This is a genomic window from Serpentinimonas barnesii, from assembly GCF_000696225.1.
In the GTDB taxonomy this organism is placed as follows: domain Bacteria; phylum Pseudomonadota; class Gammaproteobacteria; order Burkholderiales; family Burkholderiaceae_C; genus Serpentinimonas; species Serpentinimonas barnesii.
Genome location: NZ_BAWN01000028.1, coordinates 1 through 17,646, shown reverse-complemented (window position 1 = coordinate 17,646; position 17,646 = coordinate 1). Strand labels below are relative to the sequence as shown.

The window sequence follows — 17,646 nt, the reverse complement described above, 5'->3', positions numbered from 1 at the left end:
GGGGCGGCAGCCACCGCGCAGCAAGCGCAGCCGTTCATTCTAGCGGGCTACGCGGCGCCTGACGAAGCGCCCGGCGTGCGCCGCCAGCACAGCGCCAGCACCAACACGGCCAGCCCCACCAGCGGCCACAAATCCCAGTGGGCGGCCCAGCGCGCAAACGGCGTCAGCCCGCTGCGCCCTTCGACCCTGAGGTCGAGTGCCCCACGCGTCAGGCGCGGCAACTCGGCCAGCACCCGCCCCATGTGGTCGATGCCCACGGTGGAGCCGGTGTTGGTGGCGCGCACCATCGGGCGCTGCAGCTCGAGCGCGCGCAGGCGTGCGATGTGGCGGTGCTGGTCGATGGCCACCGTATCGCCAAACCAGCCAATGTTGCTCACGTTGACCAGCACCGTCGGGGCCTGATTGGCCAAGCCAAAGGCTGCCGCCAGTTCTTCGCCAAACAGGTCTTCGTAGCAGATGTTGGGGCCAATGCGCTGGTTGGCCCATTCCATCGGCGCTTGCCCGAGCGGGCCGGGCCGGTACGCCCCCAGCGGTATCTGCATCATGTCGATGAACCACTGAAAAAACGGCGGCACGAACTCGCCAAACGGCACCAGATGGTATTTGTCGTAGCGGTATTGCGGCTGTAGCGTGGGCGTCCAGCCCAGCACCGAATTGGTATAACCCTCGCGCCAATCGCCCACCGGGATGCCGATCATCACCGCCGACTGGCTGCGCTCGATGCGGCCCAAGAAGGTATCCCACCAGAGCGGATCGATCTCTTGCGGCAGCAGCGGGATGGCGGTTTCGGGCAGCACCACCAGGCCGGGCTGACCCGCCGCCTCGAGCCGATCGAGGGCCCGCGCGGTCTGCTCCTTGTACCACTGCAGCGCGAACGGAATGCCCACATGGGGCTCGAACTTTTTATCCTGCGCCACATTGCCTTGCAGCAACACCACGGGCAAGCTGCCGGTGCTGCTGGTCCACAGGGGCGCGCGCTGCGCCAGCCAGTTGCCCATCTGGGGCCACGCCAGCAGTGGCAACCAAACCGCCAGCAGCAGCAACAAGGGCCACGCCAAGCGGCCGCTGCTCAGGCTGCGCGCCGACATCAGCCACCCGGTTTGGGGCCCATGCTGGGGCACCGTGCCGCGCTGCAACCTGGCCGCCACCACGCCCGCTGCCAGCGCCGCCAACGCCGCCGCCAGCGCCCCCATGCCGTAGACCCCCACCCAAGGCGCCAAGGCGGCCATCGAATCGACGTGGGCGTAACCGATCGCCCCCCACGGAAACCCGGTCAGCAAGGTACCGCGCGCCACTTCGGCCAGCGTCCACAAGGACGCAAAACTGAGCGCCTGCACCAGCGGCGTGGCATCGCGCCAGCGCCAAAACAGGGCGCCCGCGGCGGCGTAGTACAAGGCCAGAAAGGCCGCCAGCAGCCCGACCGCCGTTGCCGCCAGCGGCACCGCCATGCCGCCGTAGGTGTTCATCGAAACAAACAGCCACCAAAAGCTGCCGCACAACCACGCCAGCGCAAACACCCACGTGCGCCAAGCGGCCCGGCGCCAACTGGGTGCGCGGACAATGGCCAACACCAGCACGCCCAAGGCCAGCCATTGCAGCAGCGGCAGCGGCGCGCCAGCGTGCAAACCCAAACCGGCCAGCGCCAGCGTCTGGAACGGCCACGCCAAGGCCAGCGCTTGCACAAAGCCCGCCAGCAGCAGGGCCAGCGACCAGACGCCGCGCCTCACGGCGCCCCCTCTAGGCGCGTGACCTTGAACCAGATCACCGCCCCGCCGCGGGTGTGCTGGGCGCGAAACAGCAAGCCCCCCAAGGCGTGGCTTTCGCCGCGCTTGGGCACGTGGCCCAGCTCGTGCGCGACCAAGCCGCCGATGGTCTCGAAGCCATTCAGTGGCAGCTCGACCGCAAAGCGCTCGTTGAGGCGCTCGATCGAGGTGTCTCCATTGATGCGCCAAGAGCCATCGGCCAAGGTGAAGATGTCGCCCTCGTCTTCTTCCACGTCGAACTCGTCTTCGATCTCGCCCACGATTTCTTCCAGCACGTCTTCGATCGTAATCAGCCCGGCGACGCGGCCAAACTCGTCGATCACGATCGCCAGATGGTTGCGGTTGCCACGAAACTCGCGCAGCAAGTCGTTGAGCCCCTTGCTTTCGGGCACGAACGTGGCCGGGCGCAGCAAGGCGCGCAGATTCAGCTCCGGCGCGCGCTGCAATTTGAGCAAATCCTTGGCCATCAGGATGCCGATGATCTGGTCGCGCTCGCCCTCAAAGACCGGAAAGCGCGAGTGGGCGGTCGAGATCACGGTGTTGAGCAACTCGTTAAAGGGGGCGTTGATGTCGAGCGCATCCATGCGCGGGGCCGCCACCATCACCTCGCCGGCCGTCATGTCGGCGATGCGGATCACGCCTTCGAGCATGGCGCGCGACTCGGCGTTGATGATGGCGTTGTCCTCGGCCTCGGACAAGGACTTGATCAGTTCATCCTTGGAGTCAGGACCGGGGTTGAGAAATTCCACCAGCCGCTTAAAAAAACCGCGCTGGTCCACATGCCGCAGCCGGCGCTGCGGCGATCTACTGGGGGAGGGTTCGGCCACGAAGGTGCACGGTAGTTGAGCAACCTCTAGGATACAACAGCGCGCTGACGCGCAAGCGCACGCCCCACCCATCGGCGCAAGCGGTAGTGGGCGTGCTTAAATGCGTAGTGCCCACGCGCCACGCCATCTTGCCACCATTCGCTCAGGCTGGATTGGAAGTCTGCCGGTGGCAGCACCAGGTGCGCCTCGCTCTCGCCGCCCTCGCGCTGCACGCTGGCCCCGGCCTTGCGGGCGATGGCCAGCATGGGCGCGTTTTCGCTCAGGGTGTGGATGACGAGTTGCGACACGCCTTCGTTGCGGGCGTGGCGCATGGCGTGGGCGAACAAGCGCGCCCCGTAGCCGCGCCCGCGCGCCGTGGCGGCCACGCTGACCCCAAATTCGGCGGCCTGCTCTTGGCGGCTGCGCACCATATAGGCCAAGTGCGCCACCGCGATCAGGCGCATGCGCCAATTGAAAATCCCAAACACCTCGTCGCGCTCAAAGCGCAAGCCCTCGACGTAGCGCCGAATGTGCGCATCGCTGGCGGCATAGCCGAAACGCAGGTAACGGTCGTGCTCGCCCAAAGCCAGCAGATGCCGCAAAATGGCCGGCCGATGCACCGCCCGCAGCACCGCAATGGGCACACCGATGCGCCCGCGCAAGGCTGCATGGATCGGGTTGCGGGATGGGTCAAGGGGGTTCATGGCCTGATGATAAGGGTTTTCCCTGGTTTTTGCAGCAAGCATGCAGACCAACCCTCCAAAACGGGCCGGGTTTTGCCGCACCTGTTGCGGGCGCGACACCACCCAAGGGCTTGCCCTGAGTCGGATGCGGCCACAAACGGCCACAATCAAAGCCGGTTTGCGCCCCTTCCCCCCGTTTCAACCTTGCTGCGTCCCCTCATGGAAAAAATCTGGCTTCAGAGTTACCCGCCCGGTGTGCCGCATGAGATCGATACGTCTCAGTATCGCTGCCTCAACGAACTGTTCGACGCCTCGTTTCGCGAGCACGCCCAGCGTCCGGTCACGGTCTGCATGGAACGCTGGATGAGCTACGCCCAGCTCGACCGCAAGAGCCAGGCGCTGGGGGCTTATTTGCAGTCGCTGGGCTTGTCAGAAAACGCCCGGGTGGCGATCATGCTGCCCAACCTGCCCCAGTTTCCCATCACCATGACCGGGGTGTTGCGCGCGGGCTACACCTGCGTCAACGTCAACCCGCTCTACACCGCGCGCGAGCTCGAACACCAGCTCAACGACTCCGGCGCCGAAGCCATCGTTATCCTAGAAAACTTCGCCCACGTGCTCGAAGAAGTGATCGAGCGCACGCAGGTCAAACACGTGGTGGTGGCCAGCATGGGCGAACTGCTGGGCTGGTGGTATGGGCGCTGGATTACGTTTGCGGTGCGCCACCTGGCCAAGATGGTGCCGCGCTACCGCCTGCCGCTGCACGGGCGCACCATCGTGCCGTTCAAGCAGGCGCTGCAAAGCGGCCACAGCCTGAGCTTGAAACCGCCCACGCTCACGCACGATTCCATCGCCTTTTTGCAATACACCGGCGGCACAACCGGGCTCTCCAAAGGGGCCATCCTCACCCACGGCAACGTGATCGCCGCCACCTTGCAGGCCGAGGCCTGGTTCACCCCGGCGCTGGACAAGCTCGGCGACGTGAGCCGCGCCAACCACATCATGGCCTTGCCGCTGTACCACATCTTTGCCCTGACCCTGATGCTGCTGGTGCTGCGCCACGGCTCGCACGCCACCCTGATCCCCAACCCGCGCGACATCCCCAAGTTCATCGAGGTGCTCAAGAGCCGGCCGTTTCACTTCCTGCCCGCCGTCAACACGCTGTTCAACGGCCTGCTCAACCACCCGCGCTTCAAGCAGGTCGATTGCTCCAACCTGGTGCTCTCGCAAGCGGGCGGCATGGCGGCCTCGGAAGCCACGGCGCGTCAATGGAAGGCGGTCACCAAAAGCCCCATGATCGAGGGCTGGGGCATGAGCGAGACCTGCGCCATCGGCACCAACAACCCGGTCACCAGCACCGAATTCACGGGCAGCATCGGGCTGCCGCTGCCCAGCATCGACATCGCCATCAAAGACGACGCCGGCCGCGACCTGGATTTGGGCAGCCCGGGCGAGATCTGCATCCGTGGCCCCAACGTGACGCCCGGCTACTACCAAAAACCAGAAGAAAACGCCAAGGTTTTCACCGCCGACGGCTTTATGCGCACTGGCGACGTGGGCATCATGGATGCGCGCGGCTACACCCGCATCGTCGATCGCAAGAAAGACATGGTGATCGTCTCGGGCTTCAACGTCTACCCGGCCGAGCTCGACCAGGTGATCGGCCTGTGCCCGGGCGTGCTCGAATGCGCCAGCGTGGGCGTGCCCGACGAGCGCACCGGCGAGGCGATCAAGGTCTATGTGGTGCGCAGCGACCCGACCCTGAGCGAAGAGGCGCTGCTGCGCTTCTGCCACGACCAACTCACCGGCTACAAGCGCCCCAAATACGTCGAATTCCGCGACGAACTGCCCAAAAGCAATGTGGGCAAGATTTTGCGGCGCGAACTGCGCCAAAAATGAGCCCGCCCCCTGCCCTGCCGCCGGGCGTGCGCGTGTTCGAGCGCGGCTGGCTCTCATCCAACTGCGTGCTGCTCGACGGCCTCGACGGCCCCAACGGCGGCGCGGCCCTGATCGACAGCGGCTACGCCAGCCACGCCGACCAGACCGTGGCCTTGCTGGAGCAGGCGCTGCAAGGCCGCCCCCTGCGGCATTTGCTCAACACCCATTTGCACAGCGACCACTGTGGTGGCAACGCCGCCCTGCAGGCGCGCTTTCCCGGCGTGCAAACCTGGATTCCGCCGGGGCAGGCCGAGGCCGCCCGGGTCTGGGACGAAGCCGCTTTAAGCTTTCGCGCCACCGGCCAGCGCTGCCCGCGCTTTGTTTTCGATGCGCTGCTGCAACCCGGCCACACCGTGGCGCTGGGCGGGCGCGCGTGGCAACTGCACGCCGCCCCCGGGCACGACCCGCACGCGCTGCTGCTGTTCGAGCCGCAGCATCAGATCTTGATCAGCGGCGACGCGCTGTGGCCGAACGGCTTTGGCGTGGTGTTCCCCGAGCTCGACGGCGAGCCCGGCTTTGCCGAAGTGGCCGCCACGCTCGACTGCATCGAAGCCCTGGCCCCGCAGTGGGTGATCCCCGGCCACGGGGCCGTGATCGCCGGGGCAGCGGACGTGGCGCAGGCGCTGGCGCGCGCGCGCAGCCGGCTGGCGCAGTTTGCCAACAGCCCCGAGCGGCACCGCGAGTACGCGATCAAGGTGCTGCTCAAGTTCCGGCTGCTCGAATGGCAGCGCATTGGGCTGGCCGACTTTTTGGCTTGGGCCGAGGGCACGCCCTATTTGCAGCAGTTGCACCGGCGGCATGGCGCAGGGCAACCCCTGCGCGCCTGGGTGCAGCAGCGCATCGAGGCCTTGGTGCAAAGCCAGGCGGCGCGGCTGGAACCCGGCCCCGACGGCCCCTGGCTGCTCGACGCCTGAGGGGCTAGTGCGGCGCCTTAAATCAGCGCCAGCGAGTCGCTGGTGATCACGTAGCGGTCGCGCCCCAGCTGCTTGCCGTGCAGCATCAGCCGGTCGGCGCGCTCGATCGCCTGCTCCAGCCCCTCGCCGGGGCGCACCGCCGTCCAGCCCAGGGTGGCGGTCAGGCCCAGCACCAGGCCCTGGCGCGTGCGCAAGGGCTGGTCGCGCAAGGTCTCGACCATGCGCTGCGCCAGCAGCGTGGCGGCCTCGGCGTTGGGCAGCAGAAACAGGCCCAGAAACTCCTCGCCACCAAAGCGCAACAGCACATCTTGGTCGCGCAGACCGGCCGAGAGCAATTGCGCCACGTGCTTGAGCGCCAGATCGCCCACTGGGTGCCCATACACATCGTTGACGCTCTTGAAGCGGTCGATGTCGATGATCGTCAGCCACAGCTCGGTGCCGCTCTGGGCCGCTTGCAGCGCCAGCGCCTCGAAGCTGTGCTGCAGGCCGTGGCGCAGCGGCAAGCCGGTGAGCACATCGATGCGGTGCGCCGCCTGCGACACCTGCATGCGCAGGGTGTGCAGGTGCGCCACCATCTGCTGCTGGCTGGATTCGTAATCGGCCAGCAACTGCGCCGTGGCCGCCTTGTGCTGCAGCAGGGCCAGGCACATGGCGCGCACCGCGTCGTGTATTTTTTGGTGCGTGGCCAGCATGGCTTGGGTGGTGGCGGAATCGAAGCGCGCCAGCGCCGGGTGCGCCACATCGAGCCAGCGCCCGAGCTGGCACAGGTGGTGGGCGTTGGGGCGCAGCATGTCGTCGCCGGGCGACTCGCGCAGCAAGGCGGTGCGCATGAGCCGGTGGGTCCAGCTTAGGTGCGCCTCGATGCCCTGATCGATTCCAGCCAGCAGCTCTTCGGGCGCGGTATCGGAATGGTTGTTTGGTTTATGGGCCTGCACGGCCACGCCTCCTTAAATGCCCAGCATCAATCGCACATTCTGCACCGCCGCACCGCTGGCCCCTTTGCCCAGGTTGTCCAGCCGCGCCACCAGCAGCGCCTGGCGCCGTGCTTCATTGCCAAACACGCGCAGTTCCATGCCATCGTGCCCGGCCAGCCCCACGGCGTCGAGCTTGCCCTCGGGGCTCGGGCCCTGCACCGTCACCACCGCGCTGCCGGCATAGTGCGCGCGCAGCGCTTGCTCCAAGTCGGCGGCGCGCACCTGGCCCGGCAGCGCGTCGAGGTGCAGCGGCAGTTGCACCAGCATGCCTTGGGCAAAGTTGCCCACCGAGGGCACAAACAGCGGCCGCCGCTGCAGGCCGGTGCAGGCCATGATTTCGGGCAGGTGCTTGTGCTCCAGCCCGAGCGCGTACAGCTCAAAGGCGGGCGCCTGGCCGGCCTCGTAGGCTTCGATCATGGTGCGCCCGCCGCCGCTGTAGCCGCTCACGCTGGGCAGGCAGAGCGGGAAGTCGGGCGGGATCAGCCCGGCATCGATCAAGGGCCGGATGAGTGCAATGGCCCCGGTGGCGTAGCAGCCGGGGTTGCTCACGCGCTCGGCGCGCCGAATCGCTTCGGCCTGCCCTAGGCAGAGCTCGGCAAAGCCATAAACCCAGCCCGGAGCCACCCGGTGCGCCGTAGAGGCGTCGATCACCCGCGGGGCGACTCGGCCCTCGGCCTTGAGCGCATCGAGCAGCGCCACCGACTCGCGCGCGGCCTCGTCGTGCAGGCACAAAATCACCAAGTCGGCCTGCGCCATCAGGGCGCGCTTGGCCTGCGCGTCTTTGCGCTGCTCGGGCGCAATGGCCAACAGCTCAATGGCCGGCCAGTGCGCCAGGCGCTGGCGGATTTGTAAGCCGGTGGTACCGGCCTCGCCGTCGATAAAAAGCTTGGGCATGGGCGTTGAATTTCCAACCTGATCGATAGCCCCGATTGTGCGCCAAAGCAGAGCGCGCCAACCGCACGCCACCGACCGCTTGCGGGTGCGCCGTCAGTTTCGCATCAGCTAAGGTGGGGGCCAGCATGATAAAGTGCAGGTTTCGTGTGCCCGTGTGCGCGTCGCACCCCTTCTAGAGAGCGATTTTTATGAAAATTCACGAGTATCAAGGCAAGGATATCTTGCGTCAGTTCGGCCTGCCGGTGCCGCGTGGCATCCCTGCCTTCACGGTGCAGGAAGCGGTGGAAGCGGCGCAAAAACTCGGCGGCCCGGTGTGGGTCGTCAAGGCCCAGATCCACGCTGGCGGGCGCGGTAAGGGCGGCGGCGTCAAGGTTGCCAAGAGTGTGCAGCAGGTGCGCGATCTGGCCGAGCAGATTCTGGGCATGCAGCTCATTACGCACCAAACCGGCGCTGCTGGCCAAAAAGTGCGCCGCCTCTACATCGAAGACGGCGCCGACATCCAAAAAGAATACTACCTCTCGCTCGTGACCGACCGCGGCAGCCAAAAGGTTGCCTTCATCGCCTCCAGCGAAGGCGGCATGGACATCGAAGAAGTCGCGCACGCGACACCCGAGAAAATCGTCAAGGTGTTCGTCGATCCGCTCACGGGCCTCACGCCCGAGCAAGGCGCGCAACTGGCCCAGGGCGTGGGCATGCCGGCTGGCTCTGTGGCGCAGTTCATCGACATCTGCCAGCGCCTGTACCGCTGCTACATGGAGACCGACGCCTCGCTGGTCGAAATCAACCCGCTCAACCGCGACGCCAAAGGCCAACTCATCTGCCTCGACGCCAAGTTCAACTTCGACGCCAACGCGCTGTTTCGCCACCCCGAAATCGTCGCCCTGCGCGACCTCGACGAAGAAGACCCAGCCGAAATCGAAGCCTCCAAGTTCGATCTGGCCTACATCAGCCTCGACGGCAACATCGGCTGCTTGGTCAACGGCGCCGGGCTGGCCATGTCCACCATGGACACGATCAAGCTCTTTGGCGCCGAGCCGGCCAACTTTCTCGACGTGGGCGGCGGCGCCACCCCCGAGAAGGTCACCGAAGCCTTCAAGATCATGCTCAAGAACGACCGCGTGAAGGCGATTTTGGTCAACATCTTTGGCGGCATCATGAAGTGCGACACCATCGCCACCGGCGTGATCACCGCCTGCCGCGCCGTCAACCTCAGCGTGCCGCTGGTGGTGCGCATGAAGGGCACCAACGAAGAGTTGGGCAAGAAAATGCTGGCCGAATCGGGCCTGCCCATCATCAGCGCCGACACCATGGCCGATGCGGCACAAAAAGTCGTTGCCGCCGTGCAGCCCGCCGCCACCGCCTAAGAAGACCAGGACACCACCATGAGCATTCTGATCAACCAAGACACCAAGGTCATCACCCAGGGCATCACGGGCAAAACCGGCCAGTTCCACACCGAAAAGTGCCAAGAATACGCCAACGGCAAAAACTGCTTCGTCGCCGGCGTCAACCCCAAGAAGGCCGGTGAGCGCATTTTCAACATCCCGATCTACGCCAGCGTCAAAGAAGCCGCAGCCCAGACCGGTGCCACCGTGTCGGTCATCTACGTGCCGCCAGCCGGCGCCGCCGAGGCGATCTGGGAGGCCGTGGAGGCCGATCTCGATCTGGCCATCTGCATCACCGAAGGCATTCCGGTGCGCGACATGCTGATGGTGCGCAACAAAATGAAGGCCAAAGTGGCCGCCGGTGGCAAGGAAACCCTGCTGCTGGGCCCCAACTGCCCGGGCCTGATCACGCCCGAAGAAATCAAGATCGGCATCATGCCCGGCCACATCCACCGCAAGGGCCGCATCGGTGTGGTGAGCCGCTCCGGCACCCTCACCTACGAAGCGGTGGCGCAACTGACCGAGATCGGCCTGGGCCAATCGTCGGCGGTGGGCATCGGCGGCGACCCGATCAACGGCCTCAAGCACATCGACGTGATGCGCCTGTTCAACGACGACCCCGACACCGATGCCGTGATCATGATCGGCGAGATCGGCGGCCCCGACGAGGCCGAGGCGGCGCTGTGGTGCAAGGCGAACATGAAAAAACCGGTGGTTGGCTTCATCGCGGGCGTGACCGCCCCGGCGGGCAAGCGCATGGGCCACGCCGGTGCGCTGATCGCCGGTGGCGCCGATACGGCCGACGCCAAGCTGGCCATCATGGAAGAATGCGGCTTCACCATCACACGCAACCCCTCCGAAATGGCGCGCCTGCTCAAGCGCCTGCTCTAAGCCTGAGGGGCCCGCGCAGCCTCAACGTCATCCAGACACTTGCTTGCAGCCATGCCCTCCTTGTCGATCACCTTGGATGGTGCGGCTGCGCAGGTGATCGGACTGGTGCGCCCGCGCACCACCTTGGGACGGCGGCCCTACAACGACATCGTGGTCGACCATTTGGCCGTCAGCGGTGAGCATGCGCTGTTTGTGCTGCACCCCGATGGCGTGGAGCTGATCGACCTGCACAGCACCAACGGCACCTACGTCAATGGTCGCTCCGTCGACGCGCTGCGCATCGGGCCCGCCGACCTGATCGAAATCGGGCGCTGCCAAATCCGCCTAGTCGAAGGCGAGCTGGTGGTGCAGCCCGTCCAGTCGGCTGCTGCCGCGTTCCACCCTTCACCGCCGAGCGCCGCTCGCGCCTCCGATGAGGTGCCCACGGCCTCTCCGCCCAGCCCCCCGGCACGGCTGCGGCTGCTGGGCACCGCCGCCGCCGGCAAAGAAATGACCCTGCTAAAACCCCACACCACCGTGGGCAAACCGGGGGTGGCCGTGGCGGCCATCGCGCGCAGCAGCAGCGGCCACACCTTGGCTTGGGTGGAAGGGTCGGCGGTGCTGCTCAATGGTGCGCCTGTGACCGAAGCCCCGGTGGCGCTGGCACACTTGGACCAGATCGTGGTTGCGGGCATCGAACTGCAGTTTTTGCTGGACTAAAAAACCCAGCCCGGGCGGTTTGGGCCAGCTCCGGCCTCAAGCAAGCGCGCCCAGCGGCCGCGCCGCCTGCAACAGCGCGCGCGTGCGTTCGGCTTCGCGCCGCGCCGCTTGGGCAAAGTCTGGGCCGGCGCTGGCGTACAAAATGGCGCGCGAGGAATTGACCGCAATCAGCGCCTCGGTACGCTCCGCGCTGCCGCGCCAGCCCGCGTACACGGTCGCGTTTGCGTCGCCACCCTGCGCGCCCACACCGGGTATGAGCAGCGGCAGGGTGGGGGCCAGGGCGCGCACGCGCTCGATTTCCTCCGGGTAGGTGGCGCCCACCACCAGCCCGAGCTGGCCGCTGACATTCCACGGCCCCTGCGCCAGCCGGGCGATGTGCTCGTACAGCAGCGGCTGCCCCGGCACGCTGGCCAGGCGCTGGTTTTGCAGCTCGTCGCCGCCGGGGTTGCTGGTGCGGCAGAGCAAAAAGACGCCCTTGCCGGGGTATTGCAAATAGGGCTGGATGGAGTCGAAACCCATAAAGGGCGAGAGCGTGACCGCATCGGCGCCGTAGCGCTCGAAGGCTTCGCGCGCGTACTGCTCGGCGGTGCTGCCGATGTCGCCGCGCTTGGCATCCAGAATGATGGGCACGTGCGGGGCCGCCACGCGGATGTGCGCCAGCAGGCGTTCGAGCTGGTCTTCGGCGCGGTGCGCGGCAAAGTAGGCGATCTGCGGCTTGAAGGCGAGCGCCAAATCGGCCGTGGCATCGACGATGGCGGCGCAAAATTCGTAAATGCGCGCCGGGTCGTTGCGCCAAGGGTGCGGGAAGCGCGCCGGGTCTGGGTCCAGGCCCACGCACAGCAGCGACTGGTGGCGGCGCTCGGCCGCATGCAGCATCTCGACGAAGTTCATGGCCCCGATTGTAGGCCGGGCATCTGCTACGCTATCGCCCATGTGTCAACTGCTCGGACTCAACTGCGCCACCCCGACCGACGCCCAATTCAGCTTCAGCGGCTTGCAGCGCCGTGGCGGCGCCACCGACCACCACGGCGACGGCTGGGGCATTGCCTTTTTCGAGGGCAAGGGGCTGCGCCTGTTTGTCGATTGCGAAAGCGCGGCGCAATCGCCCATGGCCAATTTTTTGCGCCACTACCCGCTCAAGAGCACCCACATCATCGCCCACGTGCGCAAAGCCACCGAGGGCGCGGTGCGGCTGGAAAACACGCACCCCTTTTGCCGTGTGCTGTGGGGCCGGCACTGGGTTTTTGCGCACAACGGCGACCTTAAAAATTACCACCCACACCTGCACAGCCACTTTCATCCGGTGGGCGACACCGACAGCGAGCGCGCCTTTTGCTGGCTGCTGCAAGAGCTGGCCAAATCGCACGCCAGCCTGCCCAGCGTGGCCGAGCTCACGCTCACGCTGCGCGAGCTGCTGCCCCAGGTGCGCGCCCACGGCAGCTTCAACTTTTTGCTCTCCAACGGCGAGGCGCTGTGGGCGCACTGCAGCACCCAGTTGCACTACCTGGTGCGCCAGCACCCCTTTTCGCACGCCACCCTGATGGACGAGGACTGGACCGTGAATTTCGCCGAAGTCAACCAGCCCGGTGACCGCGCCGCCGTCGTCGTCACCACACCGCTGACGCGCGACGAGCGCTGGACCCCCTTTGCTGCGGGCGAGCTCAAGGTGTTTGTCGGCGGCTTGCCGCTGGATTGATCTGGGTTTGGTTTATAAGCGGCTTGAGGCACAATTTCGAGGTTTTAGGAGAATTCCACATGCGCGCCACCGTGACCATAGATGATGCCTTGTACGAGCAGGCCATGGAAGCAGCCGACTCCGACATGGACCAATCCGAGCTTTTCCGCGAAGCCATCAAAACCTTTGTGCGTGTGCAAGCGGCCAAGCGCTTGGCCGCTTTGGGCGCGACCATGCCGCAGGCTGTGGAGACACCGCGCCGCCGCGATGAACCCCTCGCGCAATGAGCGTGCTCATCGACACCTCGGTGTGGGTCGATCATTTCCGCAACCACAACGCGGCACTGGTGAATCTGCTGCACCAAGACCGCGTGCTCACCCACCCGATGGTCATACTCGAAATCGCTTGCGGCACTCCGCCAACGCCACGCCAGCACACCCTGCGCAACCTGGCCCTGCTGCAGTCGTGTCCAGACGCAAGCTGGAGCGACCTGTTGGAGCTCATCGAGCGCGAACGCTTGCACGGGCAGGGATGCGGGCTGGTTGACATGTCCCTGCTGGCCGCTACTTTGCTGCGGCCAGGCACCGAGTTGTGGACATTGGACAGACGCCTGCAGCAATTGGCGCAGCGCTTTGGTGTAGCTCACCAGCCCGCTTGAACCTCAGCCCAGCACACGCTCCAGCGCATCCACAAACAGCGCCGCCACGTTGCAGCCGGTTTGGTCGGTGATTTCCTGAAAGCAGGTCGGGCTGGTGACGTTGATTTCGGTCACGCAGTCGCCGATCACGTCTAAGCCCACCAGCAACAAGCCGCGCGCAGCCAGCTTGGGGCCGATGGCGCGGGCGATGGCCCAATCGCGCTCACTCAAGGGCTGCGCCACCCCTTTGCCGCCGGCGGCCAGGTTGCCACGCACCTCGCCGCCCTGCGGGATGCGCGCCAAGCAAAAGGGCACCGCCGCGCCGCCGATCAGCAGCACGCGCTTGTCGCCCTGCGCGATTTCGGGTAGAAAGCGCTGCACCATCACGCTGCTCTGGCCGTGGCGGTTCAGCGTCTCGATGATTGAGCCCAGGTTCAGGCCATCGGGGCCGACGCGAAAAATCCCCATCCCGCCCATGCCGTCGAGCGGTTTGAGGATGATGTCTTGCTGCTCGGCGTGAAAGGCGCGGATGGCGGCGGCAGAGCGCGTGACCAAGGTGGGCGGGGCGAACTCGGCAAACTCCAGCAGCGCCAGCTTTTCCGGGTGCTCGCGCAGCGCCTGTGGCCGGTTGAAGACCCGCGCGCCCTCGCGCTCGGCCTGCTGCAGCAGGTGCGTGGCGTAGAAGTATTCGGCATCAAAGGGCGGGTCGGTGCGCATCAGCACGGCGTCGAAGTCGCGCAGCGCCGTGTCGGCGCTGGCGCACACGCGGTACCAGTCGCTGGGGTGGCCGGTGAGCTCGATAAACTGCACCCGCGCCGTGACAGGGGCGCCGCTGCGCCAGTGCAGGTCGGCCGCGGTGCACACCGCCAGCGCATGGCCACGGCGCTGGCATTCGCGCAGCATGGCAAAGGTGCTGTCTTTGTGGATTTTGAAGCCCGGCAGCGGATCGGCCACGAACAGCAGCCGCTGCGCTGGGGCGCTCACACAAACTCCTCGGCCAGCGGGTCGGTGGCTTCGAGCTCGTAGCTGGCCGCCAGCATTGCCAGCCGGGCGATCACGCCGTAGAGGTAGAAGCGATTGGGCACGCTGGCCCCCGGCTTGTGGCCCGGTTGTGGCTGCTGCGCCCCTTTCTCGAAGGCCAGCGGGGCAAAGCTGGAGCCGGGGGCGTTGAGGTTTTCATCCACGCCGCGATCGGCGTGCACGCGGTAAAAACCGCCCACCACGTAGCGATCCATCATATAGACCACCGGCTCGGCCACGGCATCGTTGATGCGCTCGTGCGTCAGCACCCCTTCCTGGATGATCACGTCCGAGACCGGCTGCCCGTCTTTGATGACGGCCATCTTGTTCTTGGTCTTGCGGTTGAGCTCGTTGAGGTCGGAGGCGTCGCGCACCGTCATCACGCCCATGCCGTAGGTGCCGTTGTCGGCCTTGACGATCACGAAGGGCTTTTCGCGGATGCCGTACTCTTTGAACTTCTTTTTGATCTTTCCCAGCAGCGCATCCACATTGGTCTGCAAGCACTCCATCCCGGTGCCTTCGGCGAAGTTGACCTGACCGCAGTGGTTGAAGAGCGGGTTGATGAGCCACGGGTCCATGCCCAGCAGCTTGCCAAAGCGCTTGGCCACCCCTTCGTAGGCGGCAAAGTGCTGGCTTTTCTTGCGCACGTGCCAGCCCGCGTGCAGCGGCGGCAGCAGGTACTGCTCGTGCAAATCTTCCAAAATGCCGGGGACGCCGGCGCTTAGGTCGTTGTTGAGCAGCACCGTGCAGGGGTCGAAGTGCTTGAGCCCGACGCGCCGCCCCTGCCGCAGCAGCGGCTCGATGCGCACCTGCTCGCCGTTGGGCAAGTCGATGGTTACCGGCGACTTGAGCTCGGGGTTTAGCGAACCCAGCCGCACATTCAGGCCGGCTTGGTAAAAGATTTTCTGCAGCTGCGCCACGTTCATCAGGTAGAACATGTTGCGCGTGTGGTTCTCGGGCACCAGCAGCAGGTTTTTGGCTTCGGGGCAGATTTTTTCGATCGCCGCCATGGCCGCCTGCACCGCCAGCGGCAGCATTTCGGGCGTGAGGTTGTTCCAGCCGCCGGGGAACAGGTTGGTGTCCACCGGGGCCAGCTTAAAGCCCGCGTTGCGAATATCGACCGAGCTGTAAAACGGCGGCGTGTGCTCCATCCATTCGAGCCGAAACCAGCGCTCGATGACGGGGGTGGATTCGAGCACGCGCTGCTCGAGTTCATTGATGGGGCCAGTCAGGGCCGTGACGAGATGTGGAACCATGGCCCGACTTTAACCGAACCGGGTTTCAAAAACTCTCCCACTCGCCCTCGGCGTTGTCGGCTGGCTTGGCGCTGGCTTTGGCGCTGCTGCGGTTGGGCAGGGCCTTGGTTGCCGATGCCATCGGGGCCGCTTGGGATGGCGGTGCGGTGCGGGGTGCTGGTTGGGCCTTGGCGGCCGCCGACGCTGCAGCGGGCAGGGCCTTGGCTGAAGCGCTCGGGTGTGCCTGTGGCTTGGGCAGCGGAGCGCTTGCGGCGGGCCTGAAACCGTCTGAGCGGCGTGCGGCGGCAGGGGCATAGGGGCTGGAACGGGCTGGGGTCGCACCTTTGGCCACTGCAGCCGCAGCGGGTGGACGTGTGCGTGGCGCAAGGGCGCCTGCCGGCACCGCTGGATTGCTTTGCGCACCGGTGCGGAAGGTGCCGATGGCCTCGGCCAGCCGCGCCGCCTGCTCGCGCAGGCTCTCGGAGGCTGCTGCGCTTTGCTCGACCAGCGCCGCGTTTTGCTGCGTCATTTGGTCAAGCTGGTTCACCGCCACGTTGACCTGCCCAATGCCATCGCTTTGCTCGGCGGCGGCGGCCGTGATTTCGCCGATGATGTCGCTCACGCGCTGCACGCTGCCCACGATCTCGTCCATGGTGGCGCCGGCCTCTTGCACCAAGCGGCTGCCGTTTTGCACCTTTTCTACGCTGGCCCCGATCAGGTCTTTGATCTCTTTGGCCGCTTGCGCGCTGCGCCCGGCCAGGCTGCGCACTTCGGTGGCCACCACCGCAAAGCCGCGCCCTTGCTCACCGGCGCGCGCCGCTTCCACCGCCGCATTGAGCGCCAAGATATTGGTCTGAAAGGCAATGCCGTCGATCACGCTGATGATGTCGCTGATGCGCTGGCTGCTGCTGCTGATGTCGTTCATGGTGTGCACCACCTGCCCCACCACGGCGCCGCCTTTTTGTGCCACTTGCGCCGCGCTGGCGGCCAACTGGTTGGCTTGGCGCGCCGAATCCGCTGTCTGCTTGACCGTGGCCGTGAGCTGCTCCATGCTGGAGGCGGTTTCTTCGAGGTTGCTGGCGGCTTGCTCGGTGCGCCGGCTCAAGTCTTGGTTGCCGTTGGCGATTTCTTCGGATGCGGTTCCAATGCTGTCGTTGGCCTGGCGCACTTTGCCAACGATGTCGAGCAAAGACACCTTCATGGCTGCCAATGCCCGCAACAAATCGCCCAGCTCATCGGTGCGGTTGCTGGTTACGCTGCGCGTCAAATCCCCTTGGGCCACCGCTTGCGCCAACTCCACCGCTTGTTGAATCGGGGCGCCGATCGAGCGCCCGATGCGCCACGCCAACAGCACAGAAATGAGCAGAGCCGCCACAAAAAGCACCCCAACCAACAGGTACAGGGCTCGGAATTCGGCCTGAATCTGCGCCTGCAACGCCGCCATCGACGCCAACTCACCATCGACCAGCGCCTGCGTGACCTCCACGTAGCGGTTGGTGACGGGCAAAAACTGGCTCTCGATCAGCGCCCGTGCGGCGGCATCGTCGCCGGCGGCCTTGAGCTGGTTGACGGCATCGCGGGCAGCCAGCCACTGCGTGCGCACTTCGCCCACCACGCCGGCGCGCTGCAGCGAGTCGGCGTCTCCCTCAGCCAGTGCCAAGAATTCCGTTTGGGTGGCGGTGGTGTCGCGCGAGGTTTGGGCCATGGCAGCGCGAAAAAACTCGAGCACCTCGGTGCCCGGCGACACCGCCACCGCCAGCGAGCGTGCTGAATTTTGGCGTATGTGGGCCAGCCATTCACTGGCCAGCTCCAGCTTGCTGGCTTTGACCCGCATTTGCTGGCTCAAGTCACGCACCAGCTCTGCCTTCCAGACCGTGGCCGCCAACACCACCGCGAAAATCAGCAAAATACCGGCAAAGGCGCCATTCAGGCGCCTGCGGACAGTTCCCATCAGGCCCCGGCTTGAAGGTTGTGAATCGAATTTATCGCTGTTCATCATAAAAATCCATTAAATATTTCAATTCAAGGTCGAGCAAATTCAGCGCGTTCGGGCCGTCAAACGCCGCTCCGCCCCTTGATAGGACGCGGCCCTGCCATGCCCTCGGGTGGCCGTCGGCTGCAGCGGCGGGGGC

General features: G+C 65.8%; 17 protein-coding genes. 8 read left to right on the top strand and 9 right to left on the bottom strand.

The features are described 5' to 3' along the window. Positions 1–47 precede the first annotated feature (47 nt). From lnt to SRAH_RS08570, 3 genes are read right to left on the bottom strand one after another with little or no spacing between them, the layout of a single operon-like run. Positions 48–1,727, bottom strand: coding sequence for an apolipoprotein N-acyltransferase (gene lnt / locus SRAH_RS08580; protein WP_082210142.1), 1,680 nt, complete (start codon positions 1,725–1,727; stop codon positions 48–50). After that, a complete protein-coding gene (locus SRAH_RS08575) occupies positions 1,724–2,590 on the bottom strand; it encodes a CorC family transporter (protein ID WP_029462936.1) in 867 nt (288 codons plus the stop codon). Before SRAH_RS08575 ends, lnt begins: the two co-directional genes overlap by 4 nt. A gap of 26 nt (positions 2,591–2,616) precedes the next feature. After that, positions 2,617–3,273 carry a GNAT family N-acetyltransferase gene (locus SRAH_RS08570; RefSeq protein WP_232841024.1) on the bottom strand — a complete coding sequence of 219 codons (657 nt, stop codon included), beginning with the start codon at positions 3,271–3,273 and terminating at the stop codon, positions 2,617–2,619. A gap of 198 nt (positions 3,274–3,471) precedes the next feature. Between SRAH_RS08570 and SRAH_RS08565 the strand changes: the two genes are divergently transcribed. Together SRAH_RS08565 and SRAH_RS08560 are read left to right on the top strand one after the other, a co-directional pair. Beyond that, positions 3,472–5,151: an AMP-binding protein gene (locus tag SRAH_RS08565; protein ID WP_029462934.1), complete on the top strand. Its 1,680-nt coding sequence runs from the start codon at positions 3,472–3,474 to the stop codon at positions 5,149–5,151. Then, positions 5,148–6,104 carry an MBL fold metallo-hydrolase gene (locus SRAH_RS08560; protein ID WP_029462933.1) on the top strand — a complete coding sequence of 319 codons (957 nt, stop codon included), beginning with the start codon at positions 5,148–5,150 and terminating at the stop codon, positions 6,102–6,104. The genes SRAH_RS08565 and SRAH_RS08560 overlap by 4 nt, the downstream gene beginning before the upstream one ends. Before the next feature lie 17 nt (positions 6,105–6,121). Here SRAH_RS08560 and SRAH_RS08555 read toward each other — a convergent pair whose 3' ends face one another. Together SRAH_RS08555 and argC are read right to left on the bottom strand one after the other, a co-directional pair. Beyond that, positions 6,122–7,039 carry a diguanylate cyclase gene (locus SRAH_RS08555; protein ID WP_149028959.1) on the bottom strand — a complete coding sequence of 306 codons (918 nt, stop codon included), beginning with the start codon at positions 7,037–7,039 and terminating at the stop codon, positions 6,122–6,124. A 12-nt stretch (positions 7,040–7,051) separates the two neighbouring features. Further along, a complete protein-coding gene (gene argC, locus SRAH_RS08550) occupies positions 7,052–7,972 on the bottom strand; it encodes an N-acetyl-gamma-glutamyl-phosphate reductase (protein ID WP_029462931.1) in 921 nt (306 codons plus the stop codon). A gap of 188 nt (positions 7,973–8,160) precedes the next feature. On the opposite strand from argC, the gene sucC reads away from it, so the two are divergent. The 3 genes from sucC to SRAH_RS08535 are packed head-to-tail and all read left to right on the top strand — an operon-like array spanning position 8,161 to position 10,947. Beyond that, on the top strand, positions 8,161–9,336 hold the full coding sequence (sucC, locus tag SRAH_RS08545; RefSeq protein ID WP_029462930.1) for an ADP-forming succinate--CoA ligase subunit beta: 1,176 nt from the start codon (positions 8,161–8,163) through the stop codon (positions 9,334–9,336). Positions 9,337–9,354: 18 nt separating this feature from the next. Then, complete coding sequence (gene sucD / locus SRAH_RS08540) at positions 9,355–10,248, top strand: succinate--CoA ligase subunit alpha (RefSeq protein WP_029462929.1); 894 nt, start codon at positions 9,355–9,357, stop codon at positions 10,246–10,248. Between the two features lie 51 nt (positions 10,249–10,299). Next, positions 10,300–10,947 carry an FHA domain-containing protein gene (locus tag SRAH_RS08535; RefSeq protein ID WP_029462928.1) on the top strand — a complete coding sequence of 216 codons (648 nt, stop codon included), beginning with the start codon at positions 10,300–10,302 and terminating at the stop codon, positions 10,945–10,947. Between the two features lie 36 nt (positions 10,948–10,983). On the opposite strand, the gene pyrF is transcribed toward SRAH_RS08535, so the two are convergent. Beyond that, complete coding sequence (gene pyrF / locus SRAH_RS08530) at positions 10,984–11,838, bottom strand: orotidine-5'-phosphate decarboxylase (RefSeq protein WP_029462927.1); 855 nt, start codon at positions 11,836–11,838, stop codon at positions 10,984–10,986. A 40-nt stretch (positions 11,839–11,878) separates the two neighbouring features. Here pyrF and SRAH_RS08525 point away from each other — a divergent pair, with 40 nt between their 5' ends. From SRAH_RS08525 to SRAH_RS08515, 3 genes are read left to right on the top strand one after another with little or no spacing between them, the layout of a single operon-like run. After that, a complete protein-coding gene (locus SRAH_RS08525) occupies positions 11,879–12,643 on the top strand; it encodes a class II glutamine amidotransferase (protein WP_029462926.1) in 765 nt (254 codons plus the stop codon). A gap of 59 nt (positions 12,644–12,702) precedes the next feature. Further along, positions 12,703–12,909 carry a DUF2191 domain-containing protein gene (locus SRAH_RS08520; RefSeq protein ID WP_029462925.1) on the top strand — a complete coding sequence of 69 codons (207 nt, stop codon included), beginning with the start codon at positions 12,703–12,705 and terminating at the stop codon, positions 12,907–12,909. After that, positions 12,906–13,280, top strand: a complete 375-nt coding sequence (locus SRAH_RS08515) for a type II toxin-antitoxin system VapC family toxin (protein ID WP_029462924.1) — start codon at positions 12,906–12,908, stop codon at positions 13,278–13,280. Before SRAH_RS08520 ends, SRAH_RS08515 begins: the two co-directional genes overlap by 4 nt. A gap of 3 nt (positions 13,281–13,283) precedes the next feature. Here SRAH_RS08515 and gshB read toward each other — a convergent pair whose 3' ends face one another. Genes gshB through SRAH_RS08500 form a run of 3 tightly spaced genes read right to left on the bottom strand, consistent with a single transcriptional unit; the run spans position 13,284 to position 17,465 of the window. Beyond that, entirely contained in the window at positions 13,284–14,243 is a 960-nt protein-coding gene (gene gshB, locus SRAH_RS08510; protein ID WP_029462923.1) for a glutathione synthase, read from the bottom strand. Further along, positions 14,240–15,535 carry a glutamate--cysteine ligase gene (gene gshA / locus SRAH_RS08505; RefSeq protein ID WP_029462922.1) on the bottom strand — a complete coding sequence of 432 codons (1,296 nt, stop codon included), beginning with the start codon at positions 15,533–15,535 and terminating at the stop codon, positions 14,240–14,242. The genes gshB and gshA overlap by 4 nt, the downstream gene beginning before the upstream one ends. 25 nt (positions 15,536–15,560) lie before the next feature. Further along, a complete protein-coding gene (locus SRAH_RS08500; protein WP_045476862.1) occupies positions 15,561–17,465 on the bottom strand; it encodes a methyl-accepting chemotaxis protein in 1,905 nt (634 codons plus the stop codon). Positions 17,466–17,646 lie beyond the last annotated feature (181 nt).